General features: G+C 38.7%; 21 protein-coding genes and 2 tRNA genes. 14 read left to right on the forward strand and 9 right to left on the reverse strand.

Translation table 11 applies throughout. The features are described 5' to 3' along the window. Window position 1: 1 nt before the first annotated feature. Window positions 2–1,882, reverse strand: a complete 1,881-nt coding sequence (locus BMF77_RS07250) for a sodium:proton antiporter (RefSeq protein WP_148761759.1) — start codon at window positions 1,880–1,882, stop codon at window positions 2–4. Between the two features lie 454 nt (window positions 1,883–2,336). Here BMF77_RS07250 and BMF77_RS07255 point away from each other — a divergent pair, with 454 nt between their 5' ends. The 3 genes from BMF77_RS07255 (at window position 2,337) to BMF77_RS07265 (ending at window position 4,679) form a co-directional block, all read left to right on the forward strand. Next, entirely contained in the window at window positions 2,337–2,570 is a 234-nt protein-coding gene (locus BMF77_RS07255; protein ID WP_168204350.1) for a hypothetical protein, read from the forward strand. Then, window positions 2,556–2,628: transfer RNA gene (locus BMF77_RS07260), tRNA-Glu, on the forward strand. Before BMF77_RS07255 ends, BMF77_RS07260 begins: the two co-directional genes overlap by 15 nt. 377 nt (window positions 2,629–3,005) lie before the next feature. Beyond that, on the forward strand, window positions 3,006–4,679 hold the full coding sequence (locus BMF77_RS07265) for an AarF/ABC1/UbiB kinase family protein (protein ID WP_148761763.1): 1,674 nt from the start codon (window positions 3,006–3,008) through the stop codon (window positions 4,677–4,679). 189 nt (window positions 4,680–4,868) lie between these two features. Here the strand turns inward: BMF77_RS07265 and BMF77_RS07270 are convergent, their stop codons facing one another. After that, window positions 4,869–5,204, reverse strand: a complete 336-nt coding sequence (locus BMF77_RS07270; protein ID WP_015078842.1) for a ribbon-helix-helix domain-containing protein — start codon at window positions 5,202–5,204, stop codon at window positions 4,869–4,871. An 83-nt stretch (window positions 5,205–5,287) separates the two neighbouring features. Here BMF77_RS07270 and BMF77_RS07275 point away from each other — a divergent pair, with 83 nt between their 5' ends. The 3 genes from BMF77_RS07275 to BMF77_RS07285 all read left to right on the forward strand — a co-directional run bounded on the left by BMF77_RS07275 (window position 5,288) and on the right by BMF77_RS07285 (window position 6,528). Beyond that, window positions 5,288–5,503: a hypothetical protein gene (locus tag BMF77_RS07275; protein ID WP_015078841.1), complete on the forward strand. Its 216-nt coding sequence runs from the start codon at window positions 5,288–5,290 to the stop codon at window positions 5,501–5,503. Between the two features lie 100 nt (window positions 5,504–5,603). After that, window positions 5,604–6,122, forward strand: coding sequence for an HNH endonuclease (locus tag BMF77_RS07280; RefSeq protein ID WP_148761764.1), 519 nt, complete (start codon window positions 5,604–5,606; stop codon window positions 6,120–6,122). Between the two features lie 16 nt (window positions 6,123–6,138). Then, window positions 6,139–6,528 carry an alr0857 family protein gene (locus tag BMF77_RS07285; protein ID WP_015078839.1) on the forward strand — a complete coding sequence of 130 codons (390 nt, stop codon included), beginning with the start codon at window positions 6,139–6,141 and terminating at the stop codon, window positions 6,526–6,528. Window positions 6,529–6,534: 6 nt separating this feature from the next. On the opposite strand, the gene BMF77_RS07290 is transcribed toward BMF77_RS07285, so the two are convergent. Further along, window positions 6,535–7,386: a polysaccharide deacetylase family protein gene (locus tag BMF77_RS07290; protein WP_148761767.1), complete on the reverse strand. Its 852-nt coding sequence runs from the start codon at window positions 7,384–7,386 to the stop codon at window positions 6,535–6,537. A 277-nt stretch (window positions 7,387–7,663) separates the two neighbouring features. Between BMF77_RS07290 and BMF77_RS07295 the strand changes: the two genes are divergently transcribed. Next, entirely contained in the window at window positions 7,664–8,431 is a 768-nt protein-coding gene (locus BMF77_RS07295; RefSeq protein WP_015078837.1) for a ChaB family protein, read from the forward strand. Window positions 8,432–8,648: 217 nt separating this feature from the next. Here the strand turns inward: BMF77_RS07295 and BMF77_RS07300 are convergent. Beyond that, window positions 8,649–8,733: transfer RNA gene (locus BMF77_RS07300), tRNA-Leu, on the reverse strand. A gap of 406 nt (window positions 8,734–9,139) precedes the next feature. On the opposite strand from BMF77_RS07300, the gene ndhL reads away from it, so the two are divergent. The 4 genes from ndhL to BMF77_RS07320 all read left to right on the forward strand — a co-directional run bounded on the left by ndhL (window position 9,140) and on the right by BMF77_RS07320 (window position 11,462). Then, window positions 9,140–9,349: an NAD(P)H-quinone oxidoreductase subunit L gene (ndhL, locus tag BMF77_RS07305; RefSeq protein ID WP_080683924.1), complete on the forward strand. Its 210-nt coding sequence runs from the start codon at window positions 9,140–9,142 to the stop codon at window positions 9,347–9,349. Between the two features lie 26 nt (window positions 9,350–9,375). Next, window positions 9,376–9,687, forward strand: coding sequence for a DUF3007 family protein (locus tag BMF77_RS07310; RefSeq protein ID WP_015078835.1), 312 nt, complete (start codon window positions 9,376–9,378; stop codon window positions 9,685–9,687). A gap of 64 nt (window positions 9,688–9,751) precedes the next feature. Then, window positions 9,752–10,555, forward strand: coding sequence for a tryptophan synthase subunit alpha (gene trpA / locus BMF77_RS07315; protein ID WP_148761769.1), 804 nt, complete (start codon window positions 9,752–9,754; stop codon window positions 10,553–10,555). A gap of 238 nt (window positions 10,556–10,793) precedes the next feature. Next, on the forward strand, window positions 10,794–11,462 hold the full coding sequence (locus BMF77_RS07320) for a hypothetical protein (protein ID WP_015078833.1): 669 nt from the start codon (window positions 10,794–10,796) through the stop codon (window positions 11,460–11,462). A 119-nt stretch (window positions 11,463–11,581) separates the two neighbouring features. On the opposite strand, the gene BMF77_RS07325 is transcribed toward BMF77_RS07320, so the two are convergent. From BMF77_RS07325 to BMF77_RS07340, 3 genes are all read right to left on the reverse strand, one after another. Beyond that, the gene (locus BMF77_RS07325; RefSeq protein ID WP_148761771.1) at window positions 11,582–11,857 is read right to left on the reverse strand and encodes a hypothetical protein; all 276 of its coding nucleotides are present in this window, start codon (window positions 11,855–11,857) and stop codon (window positions 11,582–11,584) included. A 230-nt stretch (window positions 11,858–12,087) separates the two neighbouring features. Further along, the gene (locus BMF77_RS07335) at window positions 12,088–12,300 is read right to left on the reverse strand and encodes a type II toxin-antitoxin system HicB family antitoxin (RefSeq protein ID WP_015078826.1); all 213 of its coding nucleotides are present in this window, start codon (window positions 12,298–12,300) and stop codon (window positions 12,088–12,090) included. Then, window positions 12,300–12,491, reverse strand: coding sequence for a type II toxin-antitoxin system HicA family toxin (locus tag BMF77_RS07340; protein ID WP_148761773.1), 192 nt, complete (start codon window positions 12,489–12,491; stop codon window positions 12,300–12,302). Before BMF77_RS07340 ends, BMF77_RS07335 begins: the two co-directional genes overlap by 1 nt. A gap of 204 nt (window positions 12,492–12,695) precedes the next feature. Here BMF77_RS07340 and BMF77_RS07345 point away from each other — a divergent pair, with 204 nt between their 5' ends. Next, complete coding sequence (locus BMF77_RS07345) at window positions 12,696–12,899, forward strand: element excision factor XisI family protein (protein WP_246863081.1); 204 nt, start codon at window positions 12,696–12,698, stop codon at window positions 12,897–12,899. 95 nt (window positions 12,900–12,994) lie between these two features. Here the strand turns inward: BMF77_RS07345 and BMF77_RS07350 are convergent, their stop codons facing one another. Continuing rightward, window positions 12,995–14,884: a sister chromatid cohesion protein PDS5 gene (locus BMF77_RS07350; RefSeq protein WP_148761775.1), complete on the reverse strand. Its 1,890-nt coding sequence runs from the start codon at window positions 14,882–14,884 to the stop codon at window positions 12,995–12,997. An 88-nt stretch (window positions 14,885–14,972) separates the two neighbouring features. Between BMF77_RS07350 and BMF77_RS07355 the strand changes: the two genes are divergently transcribed. Both BMF77_RS07355 and BMF77_RS07360 read left to right on the forward strand, forming a co-directional pair. Continuing rightward, window positions 14,973–15,461 carry a hypothetical protein gene (locus tag BMF77_RS07355; RefSeq protein ID WP_148761777.1) on the forward strand — a complete coding sequence of 163 codons (489 nt, stop codon included), beginning with the start codon at window positions 14,973–14,975 and terminating at the stop codon, window positions 15,459–15,461. 33 nt (window positions 15,462–15,494) lie between these two features. Next, window positions 15,495–16,097: a Uma2 family endonuclease gene (locus BMF77_RS07360; protein WP_148761779.1), complete on the forward strand. Its 603-nt coding sequence runs from the start codon at window positions 15,495–15,497 to the stop codon at window positions 16,095–16,097. A gap of 162 nt (window positions 16,098–16,259) precedes the next feature. Here BMF77_RS07360 and BMF77_RS07365 read toward each other — a convergent pair whose 3' ends face one another. Further along, on the reverse strand, window positions 16,260–18,101 hold the full coding sequence (locus BMF77_RS07365; protein WP_148761781.1) for a protein kinase: 1,842 nt from the start codon (window positions 18,099–18,101) through the stop codon (window positions 16,260–16,262).

Here is an 18,101-nt window from a genome sequence, read left to right on the forward strand (position 1 = left end):
GTTATTTAACTTTTACTTCTTCAACTTCTGCTAATGTTTCCATAGTTAGCGGTGTAGACTGACTAGCACCAGAAAGAAGTTTTAAAAGATTAGGACGGGAATCATATAATAGATAGATAATGCGATCGCCTATTTCCCATTCTTGAGTAGCCGACATTACCTGTAAACGTTCTTGTCTTTCTAACAACAGTGGTACTAAAATCCCATCTCGAATTTTTTCTTGTATATGTTCTTGTTGAGAGTCAAATTCTGCCGCATTTAATGTAGTTGTTCCCAATTTCACCTGTCCATTCATCAAATATTCATTCCAAGTTTTTACTGGTAAATCAGAGACAAAAGCTTGATCAACTTTACTATTCTCCGAAGGAGATCCTTGAGGATGTCGGGGGAATATAGCTAAAACACGGGGAGGATTAAATTCCTCAGCAGCCCGTTGAGCTAAAACAAAATTCACTTCACCATTACTGGTAATGGCTAAAAAAGTCCCCATCGAACCAATACCAGCTTCTTCCAGTATTTCCCCATCTAAAGCACTACTAGCAATCACTCGGAGATTTTGGGCTTCAGCTTGGGCTAACCGTTCCGGGTCAGTATCAATCATCACTACACTTTCTCCCCGTTCTTGAAAAAAGCGGGCAATTAATAAACCCAAAGGATTACAACCCACAATTACCGCCCCAGTTGCATCTTTAGAGGTAATTCGTAACCATTTAACCAACCAGCCAGCGGTTAAACCTTGGCAAAAAACCGTCATGATAATTGTCAAAAAGACTAAAGCTTTAATCGAATCACCACCATTAATGCCCCTCTGTGTCAGTAAAATCGCAAATAAAGACGCTACAGAGGCGGAAACTATGCCTCTGGGTGCAACCCAACTTAAAAATAGTTTCTGTCGCCAATTCAGATCACTATTCCAAGTACACAAAATAATGTTAATGGGGCGAACAACAAACATTAACACCAAAACGGTGAATAAACTCCCCCAACCTAAAGCCAAGACACTGGCAATGGATAAATCAGCCGCTAGGAGGATGAATAAAACAGAAACGCTGAGAATTGTCAGTTGATTTTTAAAGCTTCGCAATAACCGCTCTTCGGGAACTGAAGAATTAGCAAACACCGCACCTGCTACCACTGTGGTCATAATTCCCGATTCAGAGCGAATCATTTGCGCTAGGGCAAACAACACCCATAAAACTGCCAGTACAACCAGATTTTTCAGTTCAAAGGAGATAAAATTGGCGCGTTTGAACATCCAACTCATTAAATATCCACCAACGCCACCAATGCCCGCACCCACAGCGAAACGTAAAATTAGACCAATAATCGCATTAATCGGGTCTGTATCACCATTTAAAATCGTATCCAGGACAACGTAAGCTAGGATAGCTCCCACTGGATCTATTAAAACTCCTTCGCCTTCTAATAGCGTTCCTACTTGTCTATCTACGTTAATTTGTTGAATTAATGGACCAATTACGGTCGGTCCGGTGACAACAACAATGGACGCATACAGAACTGCTATATTCCAGGGAAACTCCCCTAGCCAGTGCGCCGCAAGACTTCCCCCTAGTAGGGTGATCAGAGTTCCCAAGGTGACGAGTAACTGGAGACTGAGGGAAACTTTGCCCAACTCCTGGCGATCTAATTTGAGTCCTCCTTCAAACAAAATGATTGCTGTTGCTAGGGAAACAATCACTTCCAATCCTGTGCCTAGTAAATGCGGTTGTAATATTCCCAGCCCGTCTTTACCTAAAAGGATGCCTAAGAGGAGTAGTAAGACGATGCTGGGTAGTTTGAAATATGCAGCCATTACCTGGGCGCTAATGCCTGCAAAAACAGTGATCACCATCTGGAGGGTGATTTCAAAAGGTGCTTCCATATTGTAGATTTTGAGCCATTGATTTCAAAATCCTCTCTAAAGAATCATAAATATTAACTTTACAGAAATATCCGGTAAGCGTAAAGCTCAGGGGCTAAAGCCTTGAGATATAAGCGACACGGGCAGTTCGACAAGCTCACTGACCACGGTTTTAACCGCATAGAGTTTCTTTTTGGCAGAGATAGGGAAAAGTTAAGTGGACTCGTTGAACCAAGAATCTCAGCGGCTTTAGCCAGTGAGAGTGTCAAAGAAATATAGTGGCAAGTTTATACGCCTTGTAGCAGAAACTAGTACATCACAGCGTAAATAAAGCAACCATATTCAATCGCCAAAAAGCCTACTGTATATTAGTTTTGACTTTTGACTTTTGACTTCCGCCCTGCGGTACTAGTAGTTTGTCAAGATAAAAATGATGGACTGTAGTGTGAGCGTCTCGCTCACGCGGGCAAGAAAGATGCCCGCACTACCAAAAACCCGTCAAAATAAATTTGACAGACTACTAGAAATTTCTCAAGAATTTATTGCTCTTGGCAAAAGGACAGGGTTAATAGTCCAGAAATATTCCCTCTGCTCCTTACTTTGTGGCTTTTTCACCTCCTCTAAAAAAATCTTTCCAAAACCTCTTGACATTCTCAAAAAAACCCGCTATATTGTTAAAAGTGGAGAGAAACAAGCCCCCATCGTCTAGAGGCCTAGGACACCTCCCTTTCACGGAGGTAACAGGGATTCGAATTCCCTTGGGGGTATTATAAAAGGGATAGAGAAAGAATTTTTCTTTTTCTATCCCTTTGATGTTTTTATGATTCCTGTGTCGGAATATTTACAAGATTTAATTTTGTTATTAGGTAGGGGTTTAGCAGTGCTAAACCCTTAGAAATCCAGGTTTTTTGTAATCTGGCAAAAGTCCATTTCCCAACCGTGTTTAGTATGGACTATTGTATTAATTGCTTGTATATACCACAGGCTAATTGCTACACGATTAGTTTACAAGTCTTCATTGAGACGGTGTTTAATAATTTATACTATGCAGTGTAATTATTCAGGAGCTAGGAAAGAAATAGCCAACAATTACCGCTATATTATAAACAATTAATCATGGAAACATCAAATTTTGTTTATATTTATGATGGCAAAGTCTAAAAAGTTTCGTTGGCAAAAAACTAAATATTCTACCTTAGCCCGAAAAATAGACATTTTCAGGGCTGCGGCTAAATTTATGTTATTTCTGTGGTGGGATAGTATTTTTCCTCAAGATTCTTTAGAACATAAGAAAAACCGCGCTACTTGGTTTGTGAATACTTTAATTGATTTAGGTGCTACTTTTATTAAAATTGGTCAAACTTTGTCAACTCGTGCCGATTTATTGCCTCTAGAATATATAGAAGCTTTGGGAACTTTACAGGATCAAGTTCCGGCTTTTAGTAGTCAAGAGGCAATTAAGATGATTGAATTAGAATTAGGTAAACCTCTACAATTTATCTATAAAGAATTTGAATTTAATCCTTTGGCTGCTGCTAGTTTAGGTCAAGTTCATAAGGCTACATTATACTCTAACGAAGAGGTGGTTGTTAAAATTCAACGTCCGGGTTTAGAGGCTTTATTTAATTTAGATTTTAAAATATTATTACAGTTAATTAAGTTTTGCAATAAATATTTGGCTGGGGTAAGAAAGTATAATTTACAATCAATTTACAATGAGTTCTTTGATTTGTTGTTTCAAGAAATTGATTATATTCAAGAGGGAAAAAATTCAGATAAATTCCGAGAAAATTTTCGTGGATATCCGCGAGTTATTGTCCCTAAAGTCTATTGGCAATATACAACAACGAAGATATTAACTTTAGAATATAAACCGGGAATTAAAATTAATGATAAAGCGGCTTTGGAAGCCTGCGGAATTAATATTCATCAGGTAAATGAAACGGGGATTTGTTGTTATTTAAAGCAACTATTACAAGATGGGTTTTTCCAAGTTGATCCCCATCCAGGGAATATGGCCGTCAATCCAGATGGGAGTATTATCTTCTATGATTTTGGCATGATGTCAGAAATCGGAACTTTGAATAAGGAGGAGATGATTAAAACTTTTTTTGCTATTTTAAAAAAGGATAGTAATGAGGTAGTAAATACTTTAATGAGGATGGGATTACTTGAACCTATCCCAGATATGACTCCAGTAAAAAGATTAGTCACATTTTTATTAGATAAATTCACCGATAAACCTTTAGATGTTAAAGCATTGAGTGAGGTAAAAATTGAACTTTATGAAATGTTTGAACAGCAACCATTTCGCTTACCTGCTCAAATGACATTTATTTTAAAAGCTATAACTACATTAGATGGTATTGCCAGGACTTTAGAGCCTCAATATAATCCTACAGTATTATCCCAGGCATTTATCAAAAGTCTGGCAGTCACAAAAAGTAAAGGAAGTACAATCGCTCAATTAAGCCATCAAGCTAGGGATTTTATTCAATATCAACTGACAAAACCGAATAAAACCGAAGTTTTAGTTAAGAAATTAGAGGAAAGAATTGAAAGAGGAGAGTTACAATTAAGAGTTAAAAATGTTGAAAGCGATCGCATCTTAGGACGAATTTATCTAGCAGTCAAAACATTAATTTATGCTTGTTTAACAGGGTTCAGTCTGTTGACAGGGTTAATTTTGATCATCGTCAAGTATCATAATTGGGCGATCGCAATTTTTTGTGTATGTGCTTTTTGTCTATATTTATTAGTTAAATCGTTAATGAAATTAGCAGTGATAGAGAAAATAGAAAAAATGGGCAAAAAGTAGCTAAGTAAGGATTCAGGTCTAACGTCTTCCGTAATTCCTCTATAATTAACCCGGAAATCTCAGGCTTTGCATCCGAATTAACACGGGAAACCTGAATTAATCCAGGAAATTGTCTTAAATAAATCTAAAAATTAGTATTTTACCCAGTTACTAAGGTAGCGTCTGGGTAAAATTAACTAAAATTACCGACTAATCAACCAAACTCTCAAGACTCAGAGGAACCATATCACCATTCCTCGTCAATCCCAATAACATTGATTGTTGTGATGCAATTAATTTACCTGTGAGGACACAACGCTCATCTTGTTGGGCTACAGCAGCAATACTAGCGCGAATATCAGATTTAGAAAAACGCGGTTTCCACTCACCTGATTTTTGCTGGATATAATTCCAGAGAATATCTCGAATTAGAGACTGATATCCCTGATTACCAGCGATATCTTTAAGTTTCTCCTTGAGTTTCCGTTCTAGACGAATACTGGTAACTTCCATATCAGTTGTTGGGGTGCGTGTAATGGTCTGCATGATTTTTTCTCCTTATAGGTATAGACAGGATAGTAATACAAGTGTAGTATGTTTAAAGGAATGTTCAATAGGTGAAATTTTCTGTGAAATCCATTTATCCCATCTCTACCTCTTCACAAGCAACCAAACGCCTCGGCAGTTGGGAATTTGCTGCTGCGGACGTGGAGAATTTATTTATGGGCAAGGATAGCCAACATCAAGGGCAAAGAACAAAAGGCAATTATGATTTTAAATATCCCAGCATGAATTTGCTGAATACAAAACCACAAATAGAGATCAAACGCGGGAGGTACAGGTAAAGAAATGCTGTACCAAAATAAGACGAAAACCATCAGGTCAATTGTTAACCCCCGCAGCGTCTAAGACAGAACCGGGGGTTTTTTTATAAGGAGTTAGGCTGTGACAAGCGCAATCCAAGTATTAGAGCAATCTGTAGTCGTGTTTTCCCAGAATTACTTACCACTGTGTCGGATAAATATCAAGCGGGCGATAGTGTTGCTAGTTAGCAATAAAGCCGAACCATTAGAATTTTCGACAGAAGACGGTTGGTTAATTCACTCATCTCGATTTGTGCTGTCTGTACCCAAGCACATCCGCTTAACAATTGCTGCTACGGAACGAATGTGGAAAATTCCGCCAGTCAATCGTCGGGAGGTTTTACGACGAGATCATAGCAGTTGTCAATATTGCGGTACTAACAAACATCTCACCCTAGATCATGTTATCCCCCGATCTAAAGGTGGCCGACATACTTGGGATAACGTAGTCATAGCCTGCGAAAAATGTAACTCTCGCAAAGGCAATAAAACACCCGCTGAAGCTGGAATGCCTTTGCGGAAATTACCGAAAGCACCTATTCACCCAACGGTGATATTTGCTGAGAAGTTTTGGAATGATATGCAAGCAAACCTGGAATAACAGGAGAGCAAAAGGAATGCTGAAATTAACTTACACCGAAAACTGTTTTTATTTAGAGTGTCTCACTCAATCTCTTGAGGAATGGGTAGCGCAAAGAGTGATTTTGGCACTGCGTGTCAGTCAAACTTTGCGGATTGAACCCACCACAGCTTCCTTTATGCTACCTCTTGATTTGCCAGGAGTAGAAAGACTAAAAGCCGAAGTAAATCGCCATGATAGTGAAATTATGGGCTTATCTAACTGTGATCCTGAATACTTAGAAGTTACCCTCGATGGTTCTTGGTTATCTGATGGTAATCATGATGCTGTCGGTGTATTTGTCACCACTATGAGCTATAGCACGGAGTTTTTTTTGTATAAACTTTGGCAAGAGTCTCAAATTTGTGCTTCTGTCGTCACTGAGTAAGGATGATCATGGCTGCATTTCTAAAAGTTCAGGAACTGTAACAAATCGGTAGCCTTGCTGTTTGAGTCCGCTGACGATTGCTGGCAAGGCTTTGACTGTTCTTTCCCGATTTCCGCCACCATCGTGCATTAACACAATAGAACCGGGTTTAGCATCTCTGATCACATTTTTCACAAATACTTGATATTTTGCCCGCGGATCGGTGTCTGCTGAAGTCACTGACCACATAACAACGGAGTTTTTCTGACTTTTAGCATAAGCAGCTAATCCGTTGTTTAAATAGCCTCCAGGGGGACGGAAAAATGATGTTTTGACACCTGTTGTTTTATAAATAAGGTCATTTGTTTTTTCAATTTCACTTTTAGCTGTGGCTTCATCCATCTTTCGATACCAATGATGCCAAGTATGATTACCAATAGCATGGCCTTCAGCTACAACTCGTTTAGCAATTTCGGGATTTTCTTGTAAGGCACTTCCTACCCAAAAGAATGTAGCTTTTACATTATTTCGTTTGAGGATATCTAACATTTCTCCGGTGGTTTTTGGCCAGGGACCATCATCAATAGTTAAAGCAATTACTTTCTCTTTGTTGCTGGGTTCAACTTTATAGATAGTTTTTGCTTGATATTTAGCTGGGACAGTAAAATCTAGGTTTTCAACTTTAGTTAGTAGTTGTGATTTGGGATTAATTTGATTAGTCGGAATGGCAACTTTTAAGGGTTCGCTATTGGTTTTTAATTGGCGTGGATTTGGGATGTTAGTACAAGCTGTAAAAGACAATGCTATTGCGGCAATAGCAATTACTTTCAGTCTTTTATTGTGGTTATTTGTGGGAAAGGAATTATAATTTTTGGGCATAAAGTTCTGTGATATATTCTACAGGTTGGGAAATTGAAATCTTCCAAAATTAATAAAAAACTTAGTTGGGTAAGGATTTGACTAAATCGGCAGTTAGAAACTGCATTTACAAAAATCATCAAAAGCGGGGTTTCGCAACTTCTAGGATTTTTTTATTGGGATGAGATTTATCTATTGAATATTACAGCCAATTCTCTCTAAAGATTGATTAAGAAAATATTTAATTCAATTAGTATTTATAGGCACAGTCAATCATCACAGTAAAATGAGTGGACAAATGTCAGAAACATATCAAGCAGAGCGTACCATCTCATCTATATTTAAAGAACAGAAACAAATTGATGATGTAATTCATCGGTTACTAGATAGAGGCGTTTCCAGCGATTATATATCCGTTTTGGGCAGAAATTTTCAATCAGAAACCAGAATTGCTGGCTTTATTACTAAGCGGGATGTAATTTTGGGAGGATTAAGAACTGGGGCGATTTTTGGTTCTTTATTTGGTTCTTTCCTTAGTTTATTAACTGGGGTCGGTGTATTATTTATTCCCTTTGTTGGTCCAATTGTGGCAGCAGGTCCGATTGGAGCGATATTATTAGGGGCCGCAAGTGGAGCGCTCGCTGGTAGTGCTGGGGCAGGTTTGGTATCAGTTCTTACTGCCTTGGGGATGTCAGAAGACAAAGCTACGGTTTATCAAACCCGCTTAGAAGCTGGTGAATTTTTATTAATGATCGAAGTCCCGATCAATCGGAGTGGCGAATTTCAATTACTATTGGAAAGTTCAGGTGGTGAAGAAATTAATATCATTGGCAAAACACTACCTCATCCTTGTCCTGGAAAATGCAAAAATTCAGATGATTTATCTCCTGAAGTTCGCACCCATCTTTCACCAGAAGCTCAGAATATATTCATTGAACGCTATAATACTGCACTGAATGATAATATGGACAAGCTTACATCTGAACAAATGGCTTGGGATGAAGTTCATAAGCGATTTGATGAAGATGAAAATGGCGTTTGGTCAAAAGTTAAAGTTTTGCGATAGGATGTTCTTCTAAGAGAATTCCACAAAAAAGATGATCCAATTTTGTGGGATGGGCATCTTGCCCGTCCTTGTGTTGTTAGCGGGCAAGATGCCCGCACCACAAGAGATTTTGGGATATTTTTTTAATTGGAAGTCTCTAATTAGAAGTTCCTAAAATCTTTAAATACAAAAACGCACCAAATCAAAAGACTTGGTGCATTTTCGATTAATTTTTAGATGGGAGCGGGGGGGCTCGAACCCCCACGACCGTTTAAGGTCAACGGATTTTAAGTCCGTAGCGTCTACCATTCCGCCACGCTCCCGTAAGGTTATTTACTGTTTTTGAGGCAGTATTCACCCGCTTGTCTGTTATACCACTAATTGCTTTTTTTTGGCAAGTAGATTTTAAAATTTTATTTGCTAACGCTAATATTTGACATTTAGCACTGAAACAAAATTTTAGGTTAGCCATTTAGCTCACGCTTGATGACTGGAGAAAATTATATCACAAGTTTCGATTTTTGGGCAATTTATTTTTGGGGGATGGAAAATAACACAATTAAATGAACCAGGAATAAATGAACCACGAAGAAGCGAAGACCGCGAAGGTAAGAGGTTTTGAGAGATATTTCGCGTCAGTTCTGATAATTACTGATTTCCTCAACTTAGCCATTGGGCATATCATGGGAAGTGAATGCACCAAATATAGTTCAAATTGCGGTAAGGAATATGGTTGTAGCACTACTGTATCTGAGTTTGGCTGGCGCTTATTTGCTGGTAATCCCCATTGCTGTCTTTTTCTACTTGAGTTTAAGATGGTATACCTGTGGTTCTGTGGAACGGGTGTTTATGTACTTTTTAGTGTTCTTTTTCTTTCCGGGGTTGCTAGTTCTCTCCCCGTTTGTGAATTTGAACCCCCGTCCGCGAAAAATTGCTTAAATTAAGATTGGTAGGTCATAATTCTCATGCGACGTATTGACGCGATTGGTATTGGCTTCGGCGTTTTTGTCGCCGGTGGCTTGGCTTATGTGGGTTTGCAAGTAGTAGGTTTAGATAGTCAGAATGCTGGTATCTGGAGTCAAGTTTTCTTGATTGCTGGCTTAATTGGCTGGTTATGTACCTATCTTTTCCGCGCGATGGGGAATAAAATGACCTACCATCAACAACGGGAAGCTTATGAAACGGCTTTTTTGCAAAAGCGTCTGGATGAACTTTCTCCGGAAGAATTAGCCAAACTGCAAGCGAAGATTGAAGAGGAAAAAGAATCTCAGGTTTAGGGTTATTATTGTTCAGTGGTTTGTTGACAAATGACCACTGACCACTAACTACTGACTAGGTGAAATGACTGCTATTTCTCGTTGCTTTGAAAATTTAAGACGGAATCAAGAGTGCGCGTTGATTCCCTTTATTACGGCTGGTGATCCAGATTTAGAAACTACTGCTAAGGCTTTGCAGGTTCTTGATAATTCTGGGGCTGATATCATTGAGTTGGGTGTCCCCTATTCTGATCCTTTGGCTGATGGTCCGGTGATTCAGGCTGCGGCTACTCGCGCTTTGGCACGGGGGACCACTTTAGAGCAGGTGTTAGAGATGCTCAAGGGGCTTAGTCCGAGTTTGCGATCGCCAATTATTTTATTTACCTATTACAATCCGATTTTATATCGAGGTGTTGATAAGTTCTTGGGGCAAATTAAAGATGCTGGGGTAGCAGGTTTAGTTGTGCCTGATTTGCCTTTGGAAGAGTCAGCAGGACTCATTAAACCAGCGGCGGAGATGGGAATAGATTTAACCTTATTGGTAGCTCCTACGAGTTCTGCTGAAAGAATAGAAGCGATCGCTCGCGCTTCCCAGGGATTTATCTATTTGGTCAGTGTTACTGGTGTCACGGGAATACGAACCCAAATGCAAACACGAGTTGGTGATTTACTCCAACAAATTCGCCATGTTACAGATAAACCCATCGGTGTCGGGTTTGGGATTTCTGATCCTGAACAAGCGCGACAAGTGAAAGCATGGGGCGCAGATGCAGCAATTGTGGGTAGTGCCATTGTGAAACGACTGGCAGAAGGTACACCAGAGCAGGGATTAGATGCGATCGCTCAATTTTGCCAAAGTCTCAAGATAGCTATCAAAAATCCCTCTTAAACCCAAGGGAGAAATTGCCAAACAGTGTATTTTTTTGTTATTTTTTAGTGGACAATTTGACTATGATCGTCTTAAATAATAACAGCATATCTTAGGATAGACAAAAAACTAACTGATACACTGGTTTATCTTGACCCTTAACTTAAATATACTATCAAAGTAGGCAAAAAATTATGCGTGTGAGAGTGTGTCAGTCACAACTGAGTTACTGTTCTGTAGTATTTGAGGGGTAACAGCAATGAGCGAAAGTATGGCATTTATTGGCGGAGTCGCGGTGGCTGGGTTAGCGGCTTTAGTCTTGCTGAAAGGAACAAATACCCCAATCCCATCGAATTTTGGTGTTAGCCCCCAAATGCCAGGGACAGTTATGGCTCCCCAGGTAATGCAGTATCCTCCCAATTACGGGCAACCTGCCTATTTTAATCAACCCACAACTACTCAACCCCCAACTGCTCCTAATTCTGATCAGCGTCTAGAAATGGAAAAGCTGAAAATGAATATGCAATTGGAGAAGTTGAAAGCTGACAATGAGCAACTCAAGTTACAAAACCAACAATTCCAGGTACAAGCTCAAAGCTTTACTCAACGGGAGTGGCAATTAGCACAACAAGCTAATCAACAAAAAATGGCGACATCATTACAACAACCTGAACAAAATAATTGGTGGTCTTCACCCATGCTTTGGGCTGTGGGTGGTGCGACGTTGACTATTGGTGGGGGGGTTGTTGTCGCTGGTGTTCTTTCTTTGTTTGCACCAAAACAGCGGGGTACTCGGACAGTTCAGGTAATTCATCCCTACAATGGACAAGCACCATCTTTAAATCCTGTCCGTCGGGCTGAGTTTTTACCTTCCTCGCGGATGGAGTCTAGAAGGGTAGAAACGGCAGAATACGACGAAATGCAATAAGTTGTTGTGCTGAATAGTTGGGACATTGAGACGGCAAAAAACCAAAAATCAGAATGCAATTAGTGGGGTTAAGTATTAAACTCCACTTTTTGGGATTTCTGAGGGTAAAACAAACTGCATTAAAATCTTCGTCCTTCTTCAATCATTTCACGAATTAAGTTTTTATCTAAACCTACTTCTTTTCTTAGTTGTTGGATTCTACTAATTGCATCTTGAATTGATTTTTTAGTAGTAATTTTTCCCCAAGCATTATGTTTTATTGTTGTACTTTCTGTATTATCTAATGGTTGGACAACTACCAATACTTCTACAGATTTATCTTTAAATTCTGTATGGGTTTGGATTTGTAATATACCATCTGTGCCGATATGTGCCAGCAATTTCATTGTTTCCATTTTTTACCACCATTCTTAGAGGATGTTTGAAAAGTTTTTAATGTATAAACTGACCCCTCTCCAAACCTCTCCCCTTGCAGGGGAGAGGCTTTAAAACCCCCATTCCCTTGTAGGGAAGGGGGGAAGGGGGGTTAGGTTTTTGGAGATTATGGGTTTCATATAATACTTTTCAAACAACCTCTTAGGGACAGGTTGCCAATTTCCGTATTTATTCATATCTATATTACTACTTAAATTAAAACTTCAACTTCCTGAGCGATACTTGTAGGTTGAGGAATTGGTAAACCTAACTCTATTAAACCTTCTATATGAAATTCTATGGATTCTACAATCATTTGTTGAACTTCTGCTAATGTTTCAGCCACGGCTATACAACCGGGTAAGTCGGGAACATAAGCACCATAACTGGTATTTCCTTTTTCAATTACTACTGTATAACGCATTATTCGTCCTCCAATTGAGCTTGTCTCCAAATACTTTTGAGTGTACCAATGGGTACGTCAATATTAGGTTTACCGGAAACTGTAACTGTACCAAGTTTATGAGGATGTTTAAACTGACGATGACTTCCTCTAGTTCTTGCTAAATACCAACCATCAGCTTCTAGTCGCTGAATCACTATTCTTACTTTCATATTAACATCTATTTGTAATCAATAGTTTGATTTATTGTATAATCAATTATCTAGCTCGCTGATAAAATATACAAGATATCCTAACTATTTTAATGTAAAATCCATATCCCGACTGGGAATTCATTCCCAGTCTTATAGCACAAGTCATCTGAAGATGACTAAATAACCAAAAAAATTTTAACTTTTAACCCAGGAGATTGTTTTATGGAAAGAATAAATTACTCGCAAATTATTCAAGATATTTTAAGCAATCATTCTATTAATGATATTGCAAATGGTACAGAAATTCAATTGCTTTTTGATACGCAACGTCATCATTATCAAGTATTAAATATTGGTTGGAAACAACAAATTAGAACCTATGGAGTACGGAAATTGGTATTGATCCTAAAAAGAACGATATTGTAGGGGTTTAGCAATGCTAAACCCCTACGAGAAATATGGGTTTTAGGACTATACATATTTAAAGTTTCCTGTCAATGCGTAACTCCTATAATTGATAATTAAGCAGTTGGTTTTCGCCGAACTTGCGATAATTTAAACCAGATAAATGGAAAGCAGATAATGCAAATTAATCCCCCTATTGCCAAAGGATTTTTTGCTAACCATTCTAATGTTCTATCTAGTAAGCGTGATTCTCTGGTTTTTTTCAGATTATTAAGAGAGCGATTTATAGAGGCTATTTGAGAATCTAATTTTAATTTTTTATCCTGAGTACCTTTTAAAGCTGGGAGAGCTTTTTCTAAATCTGATATGACTTGATCTAAATCTGCAATAGGCATTGTGGCAGATTTGTTTTCATAGTTTTCACCTATTACCTTGAGAGCATCCGCAGCTTTTACACTAAGGTATCCAATGTAATTACCATCATCCTTTAATGGTTCTATCAATAGAGAAATCATACCTTTAGTTTCCTCTCCCATATTCCCTAACGCAGCCGCAGCAGAGTAACGAACTGAAGCATCGTTGTCCTTTAAAGCTTCTATCAAACTAGGAATAGCAACTTTCGCTTCCTTTCCTATGCTCGCCAAGCCAAGAGCAGCACAGGAGCGAACGTCTTTATCCTTATCCTTCAAAGCTGCTATTAAGGCAGGAACAACAACTCTATTTTCCCCTCCTGTACTCCCCAATGCAAGAGCAGCAAAGCGGCGAACAAAAGCATCCTTGTCTTTCAAAGCTTCTATCAGAGCGGGGACAGCAGCTTTTGCTTCCTCTCCTATCTTCCATAAATCAAGAGCAGCACGGAAGGGAATGCTGTCATCTTTGTCTTTCAAAGCTTCTATCAAAATAGGAATAATAAGTTTGGTTTCCCCTCCTATTTTCGATAAAGAATGAGCAGCAATGAAGCGAATGTTGGTATCCTTATCTTTCAAAGCTGCAATTAAGGGAGGAACAACAATTTTCGTTTCCCCCTTGATATCCCTCAGAGCATAAATAGCACGGGAGCGAACGTCTTTATCATTATCCTTCAAAGCTTCAATTAAGGCGGGAACAACAATTTTCGTTTCCCCCTTGATATCCCTCAGAGCATAAATAGCACGGGAGCGAACGTCTTTATCATTATCCTTCAAAGCTTCAATTAAGGCGGGAACAACAATTTTCGTTTCCCCCTTGATATCCCTCAGAGCATCAATAGCACGGGAGCGAACGTCTTTATCATTATCCTTCAAAGCTTCAATTAAGGCGGGAACAGCTTCCTTTGCTTCCATTCCTATCTTACTCAACGCATCAATAGCAAGAGAGCGAACGTCTTTATCACTATCTTTTAAAGCAAATATCAATTCATTAGCAGCAGCTTTTGCTCCAGTTCCTATGTTTCTCAACGCATTAATAGCACTGACGCGAACTTTTTTATCATTATCCTTCAACGCTCCTATCAAAGTAGGAACAGCAGTTTTCGCTTCTACTCCTATGCTTCCTAAAGCTTCAGCAGCGGAGGAGCGAACATATTCATCATTATCCTTCAAAGCTCCTATAAAGGAAGGAATAACAACTTTCGCTTCCGCTCCTATTTTACTCAACGCATAAATAGCACTGACGCGAACAAAGCTATAATCGTCTTTTAAAGCTTCTATCAAAACGGGAACAGCAGTTTTCGCTTCCGCTCCTATCCTTCCCAAAGCCTCAGCAGCACCTACGCGAAGGATTAGATCTTTGTTTTTCAAAGTTGCCATTAAGGCTGGAACAGCTTCTGCTCCTATCTTTCCCAGAGCATCAGCAGCATAGTAGTTAACCTGTCCATTCCTGTTTTTTAACTGTTGGATATAGGTAGAAATTTCTGCTTCTCTACTGGTTTGCGCCCATGCTTTATTCGTCGGTGCTACAGACAACCATAAGCAAGAGAAAGAAACTGCACTTACAGCTAATAATCTTTTCAACTTTCTCTTGCTCATTAGTTTGCCTCACTGTAGTAATTTTTCAGTTAGATGCTTTTTTGTAGCCTACCCGCTTTAAGGGAATTTATACAGTGTAACATAGCATTTGAGTAAAATTGCTGGCACATTTGAGATTAATCAATGTGAATCTCACGACGAACTAGATTTTCTCTTTCCTGAACTTACCCGCATTCATAATCATGATTTAGTAATCATCGAATCATGGCAAAATCACGTAGATTGGGTAAAATCTCTACCTCCAGCAGAATTAAAACTTTTAAATAGTGCTGATTTTCATAATTCAGAAACTCCCCAAACTATCACTAATTCAGAAATACCACCAGAACAAATCAGCTACGAAAACATAGCCGAAAAGTCTCATTTTTATTCATTACGTGATCAATTATTATTTATCTTTGCGCCAGAATTACGCCGTGAGTATGAAAATTATGTGAGTCAACAAGCCGCAAATTCTGGATATAGAACATTAGTTACATCTAATTTACAACAAGCATCAGATTTAACTGTTGCTAATCTTTTTCACTATTTTAATATTAGAGATGAATCACAAGAAGAAGAGTCAAAAGTTAGTTAGAATAAACCCAACATCACAAGACAATCTAAAATTATGACCTATACCCCAGTAAAACCACTCACCTTTGAGCAATTTTTAATTGAATATGGGGACAATACCCGCTATGAACTAATTGACGGAGAATTAAGAGACATGGAACCAACAGGACCCCATGAAGAAGTTGCTGGAAATATTGCCGGGAGAATTTACACTGAGATTATTCATAATAATTTAAACTGGTTGATTCCCAAAAATTGCTTAATTAAACCCTTCGCTGGGTCAGCTACAGCACTCCGTCCAGATGTAATTGTCTTAGACAAAGCAAAACTTAATCAAGAACCACTTTGGCAAAAAGAACCAATAATTTGCAATGGTAATACCATTAAATTAGTTGCTGAAGTTGTGAGTACAAATTGGCAAGATGATTATGCCAGAAAAATAGAAGAATATGCTTTTTTAGAAATATCAGAATATTGGATTGTGGACTTTCGGGCATTAGGTGGAATCCAATTTATTGGCAATCCTAAACAACCGACATTAACAATTTGTCAATTAATTAATGGAGTCTATCAACAAGAAAAATATCGTTTAGGAGATAGGATAATTTCTCCTCTATTTCCAGATTTAAAACTTAAATTAGATGACATCATGCCATAAAATTGTAGCTTGTATTTGTAGGTTGGGTAGAAGAAAGTGTTCGCGGAGCGTGGCGAAGCCATAACCCAACAAACCCCAATACAAAAATGAAAATAAAATGTTGGGTTTCGTTCCTCAACCCAACCTACATAATAATAAAGACCACTATGGAAAACGGCATATTTAAACCCCATCTTTTGGTGTTTCTGTGGGAGTTGGTTTACTTCCCTGGGGTAATACTTGTTTAGCGGCATTTTCAGCAGCTTGTTTAAACATTGGTTCTAACTTATCACGCCAATATTTAATATTCGGGAGCTTTTCAGGATGATCTCGATAAGCTAAAACTTCATCCCATTTACCATTATCAATAGCCTTATTAATATCCTTAGCTAAAGCCTCAGCTTTTGCCCAATCATTCTGCCATTGATTAACAGTATCCACCGTTTCTTTAATTCCAGAAATAGCATTTCCCGAAGTTGATTTTAGCAAAGAAATTGCTCCTTGTAAATCTCCTGATTCAAATTTTTCTCTAGCTTTTGCCACCGTTTTAGATTTATCTTCAGTAGCGGTCGGAGTTGGTTTAGGTGCAGAAGTTTCCACAGCAGGTTTTTGTGAAACTTGAGGAACAGGAAGGGATGCAATTAAAGAACTATCATCTACAATTTGAATAGCTAAACCTTTGTCACGTCGGCAAGAAATCCATGTTTCATTATTAGAAATAATATCAGAATGCGCCCAAGCCAAGCGTCCAGATGAAAGTTTAATTTCTACCCAGCCGCGATTTGTGCGCTTACCCGTCACCTCAAATTTACTAGCTGCACCCAAGGTCTTCAAAATATTATCAGAATTAATCGCACTAGGTTCAGAACGAATATTAGAATTAGCCGCAACTACAGCCAGACAATTATTTATTAATTTGGTCTTTTCTCCTGTCCAATTACCAGTTAAATTCTGTAAATTGGGATATATATTTGTAAATAAAGCCGCTACACCACCTACTAATAATATGCCAATTAATAAAGGTAAAGGATCAGGTTTATTAGATTCTTGAGGAATATATTGTTGTTGAGGGGCAGGTTGAGAAGGAACACGATTAGCGGGAGAAACCGCCATTGTTTTCTGTATAAATCTGGAAGCTAGGGGTGGTGGAGATTGATAAATAATTTGAGGAGATAGGGACGGTTGGGATAATTCTGGGGTGATATTCACCAAGTCTCGACAAGCTTGTAAGGCTTCCGTTGCTGTTTGATAGCGTTCTTTGAAATGATAACGCACCATCTTCGTTAAAATTGCGACTAACTCAGGATTAACAGGAATTAAATGCTGCCAGTTAATTTCCCCTGTATCTGGATCTTCTTGTAATTGACTAACTGGGACTCCCGTTAATGCTTGAATAGCAATAATCCCCAAAGCGTAAATATCGCTATTAGGTCTAGGCTTACCTTGTCCCTGTTCTGTAGGCATATAGCCAGGCGTGCCAATAGCTACCGTAGCCGTTTGTTGTCCGCCCACCACAACCAAAGGGGAGCGTAGTTGTTTAACTGCGCCAAAGTCTACTAAAACTAATTTACAATCAGCCTCACGGCGAATAATATTATCTGGCTTAATATCGCGGTGAATCACACCTTCTTGGTGAACAAACTCTAAAATACTCAAAATTTCCAACAGCATTTGCATAACTTGGACTTCACTCCAAGGCTGTCCGGGAATGAGTTCTTCACTCAGAGTGTGGCCGTCAATAAATTCTTGGACTAAAAAGAATTCTTGATTTTCGTCAAAATAAGCTAAAAGCCTGGGTATTTGGTCATTGTTGCTCAGTTTCTCTAAAGTTTCTGCTTCGCTATTAAACAGGCGTTTAGCAGTAACAAAGATGTTAGGATCAGAATTAGCCGGTTTCAGGTGTTTAACCACGCAGATGGGGTTGCCTGGCCGTCTGGTATCTTGGGCAATATAGGTTTGACCAAATCCCCCTGTCGCCAAGACGCGAATGACTTGGTAGCGATGATCTAGTAATTTGCCTATCAT

This window comes from Dolichospermum sp. UHCC 0315A, assembly GCF_008121535.1.
GTDB lineage: Bacteria > Cyanobacteriota > Cyanobacteriia > Cyanobacteriales > Nostocaceae > Dolichospermum > Dolichospermum lemmermannii.

What these genes read in the sequence shown, in the direction of transcription:
- BMF77_RS07320 (WP_015078833.1), top strand. Translation starts at nt 10,794, where the DNA reads ATGAGCGAAAGTATGGCATTTATTGGCGGAGTCGCGGTGGCTGGGTTA.
- BMF77_RS07285 (WP_015078839.1), top strand. Translation starts at nt 6,139, where the DNA reads ATGCTGAAATTAACTTACACCGAAAACTGTTTTTATTTAGAGTGTCTC.
- BMF77_RS07250 (WP_148761759.1), bottom strand. Translation starts at nt 1,882, where the DNA reads ATGGAAGCACCTTTTGAAATCACCCTCCAGATGGTGATCACTGTTTTT.
- BMF77_RS07270 (WP_015078842.1), bottom strand. Translation starts at nt 5,204, where the DNA reads ATGCAGACCATTACACGCACCCCAACAACTGATATGGAAGTTACCAGT.
- BMF77_RS07325 (WP_148761771.1), bottom strand. Translation starts at nt 11,857, where the DNA reads ATGGAAACAATGAAATTGCTGGCACATATCGGCACAGATGGTATATTA.
- BMF77_RS07340 (WP_148761773.1), bottom strand. Translation starts at nt 12,491, where the DNA reads ATGAAAGTAAGAATAGTGATTCAGCGACTAGAAGCTGATGGTTGGTAT.
- BMF77_RS07290 (WP_148761767.1), bottom strand. Translation starts at nt 7,386, where the DNA reads ATGCCCAAAAATTATAATTCCTTTCCCACAAATAACCACAATAAAAGA.
- BMF77_RS07345 (WP_246863081.1), top strand. Translation starts at nt 12,696, where the DNA reads ATGGAAAGAATAAATTACTCGCAAATTATTCAAGATATTTTAAGCAAT.
- BMF77_RS07350 (WP_148761775.1), bottom strand. Translation starts at nt 14,884, where the DNA reads ATGAGCAAGAGAAAGTTGAAAAGATTATTAGCTGTAAGTGCAGTTTCT.
- BMF77_RS07310 (WP_015078835.1), top strand. Translation starts at nt 9,376, where the DNA reads ATGCGACGTATTGACGCGATTGGTATTGGCTTCGGCGTTTTTGTCGCC.
- ndhL (WP_080683924.1), top strand. Translation starts at nt 9,140, where the DNA reads ATGGTTGTAGCACTACTGTATCTGAGTTTGGCTGGCGCTTATTTGCTG.
- BMF77_RS07265 (WP_148761763.1), top strand. Translation starts at nt 3,006, where the DNA reads ATGATGGCAAAGTCTAAAAAGTTTCGTTGGCAAAAAACTAAATATTCT.
- BMF77_RS07360 (WP_148761779.1), top strand. Translation starts at nt 15,495, where the DNA reads ATGACCTATACCCCAGTAAAACCACTCACCTTTGAGCAATTTTTAATT.
- BMF77_RS07365 (WP_148761781.1), bottom strand. Translation starts at nt 18,101, where the DNA reads ATGATAGGCAAATTACTAGATCATCGCTACCAAGTCATTCGCGTCTTG.
- BMF77_RS07295 (WP_015078837.1), top strand. Translation starts at nt 7,664, where the DNA reads ATGTCAGAAACATATCAAGCAGAGCGTACCATCTCATCTATATTTAAA.
- BMF77_RS07335 (WP_015078826.1), bottom strand. Translation starts at nt 12,300, where the DNA reads ATGCGTTATACAGTAGTAATTGAAAAAGGAAATACCAGTTATGGTGCT.
- trpA (WP_148761769.1), top strand. Translation starts at nt 9,752, where the DNA reads ATGACTGCTATTTCTCGTTGCTTTGAAAATTTAAGACGGAATCAAGAG.
- BMF77_RS07255 (WP_168204350.1), top strand. Translation starts at nt 2,337, where the DNA reads ATGCCCGCACTACCAAAAACCCGTCAAAATAAATTTGACAGACTACTA.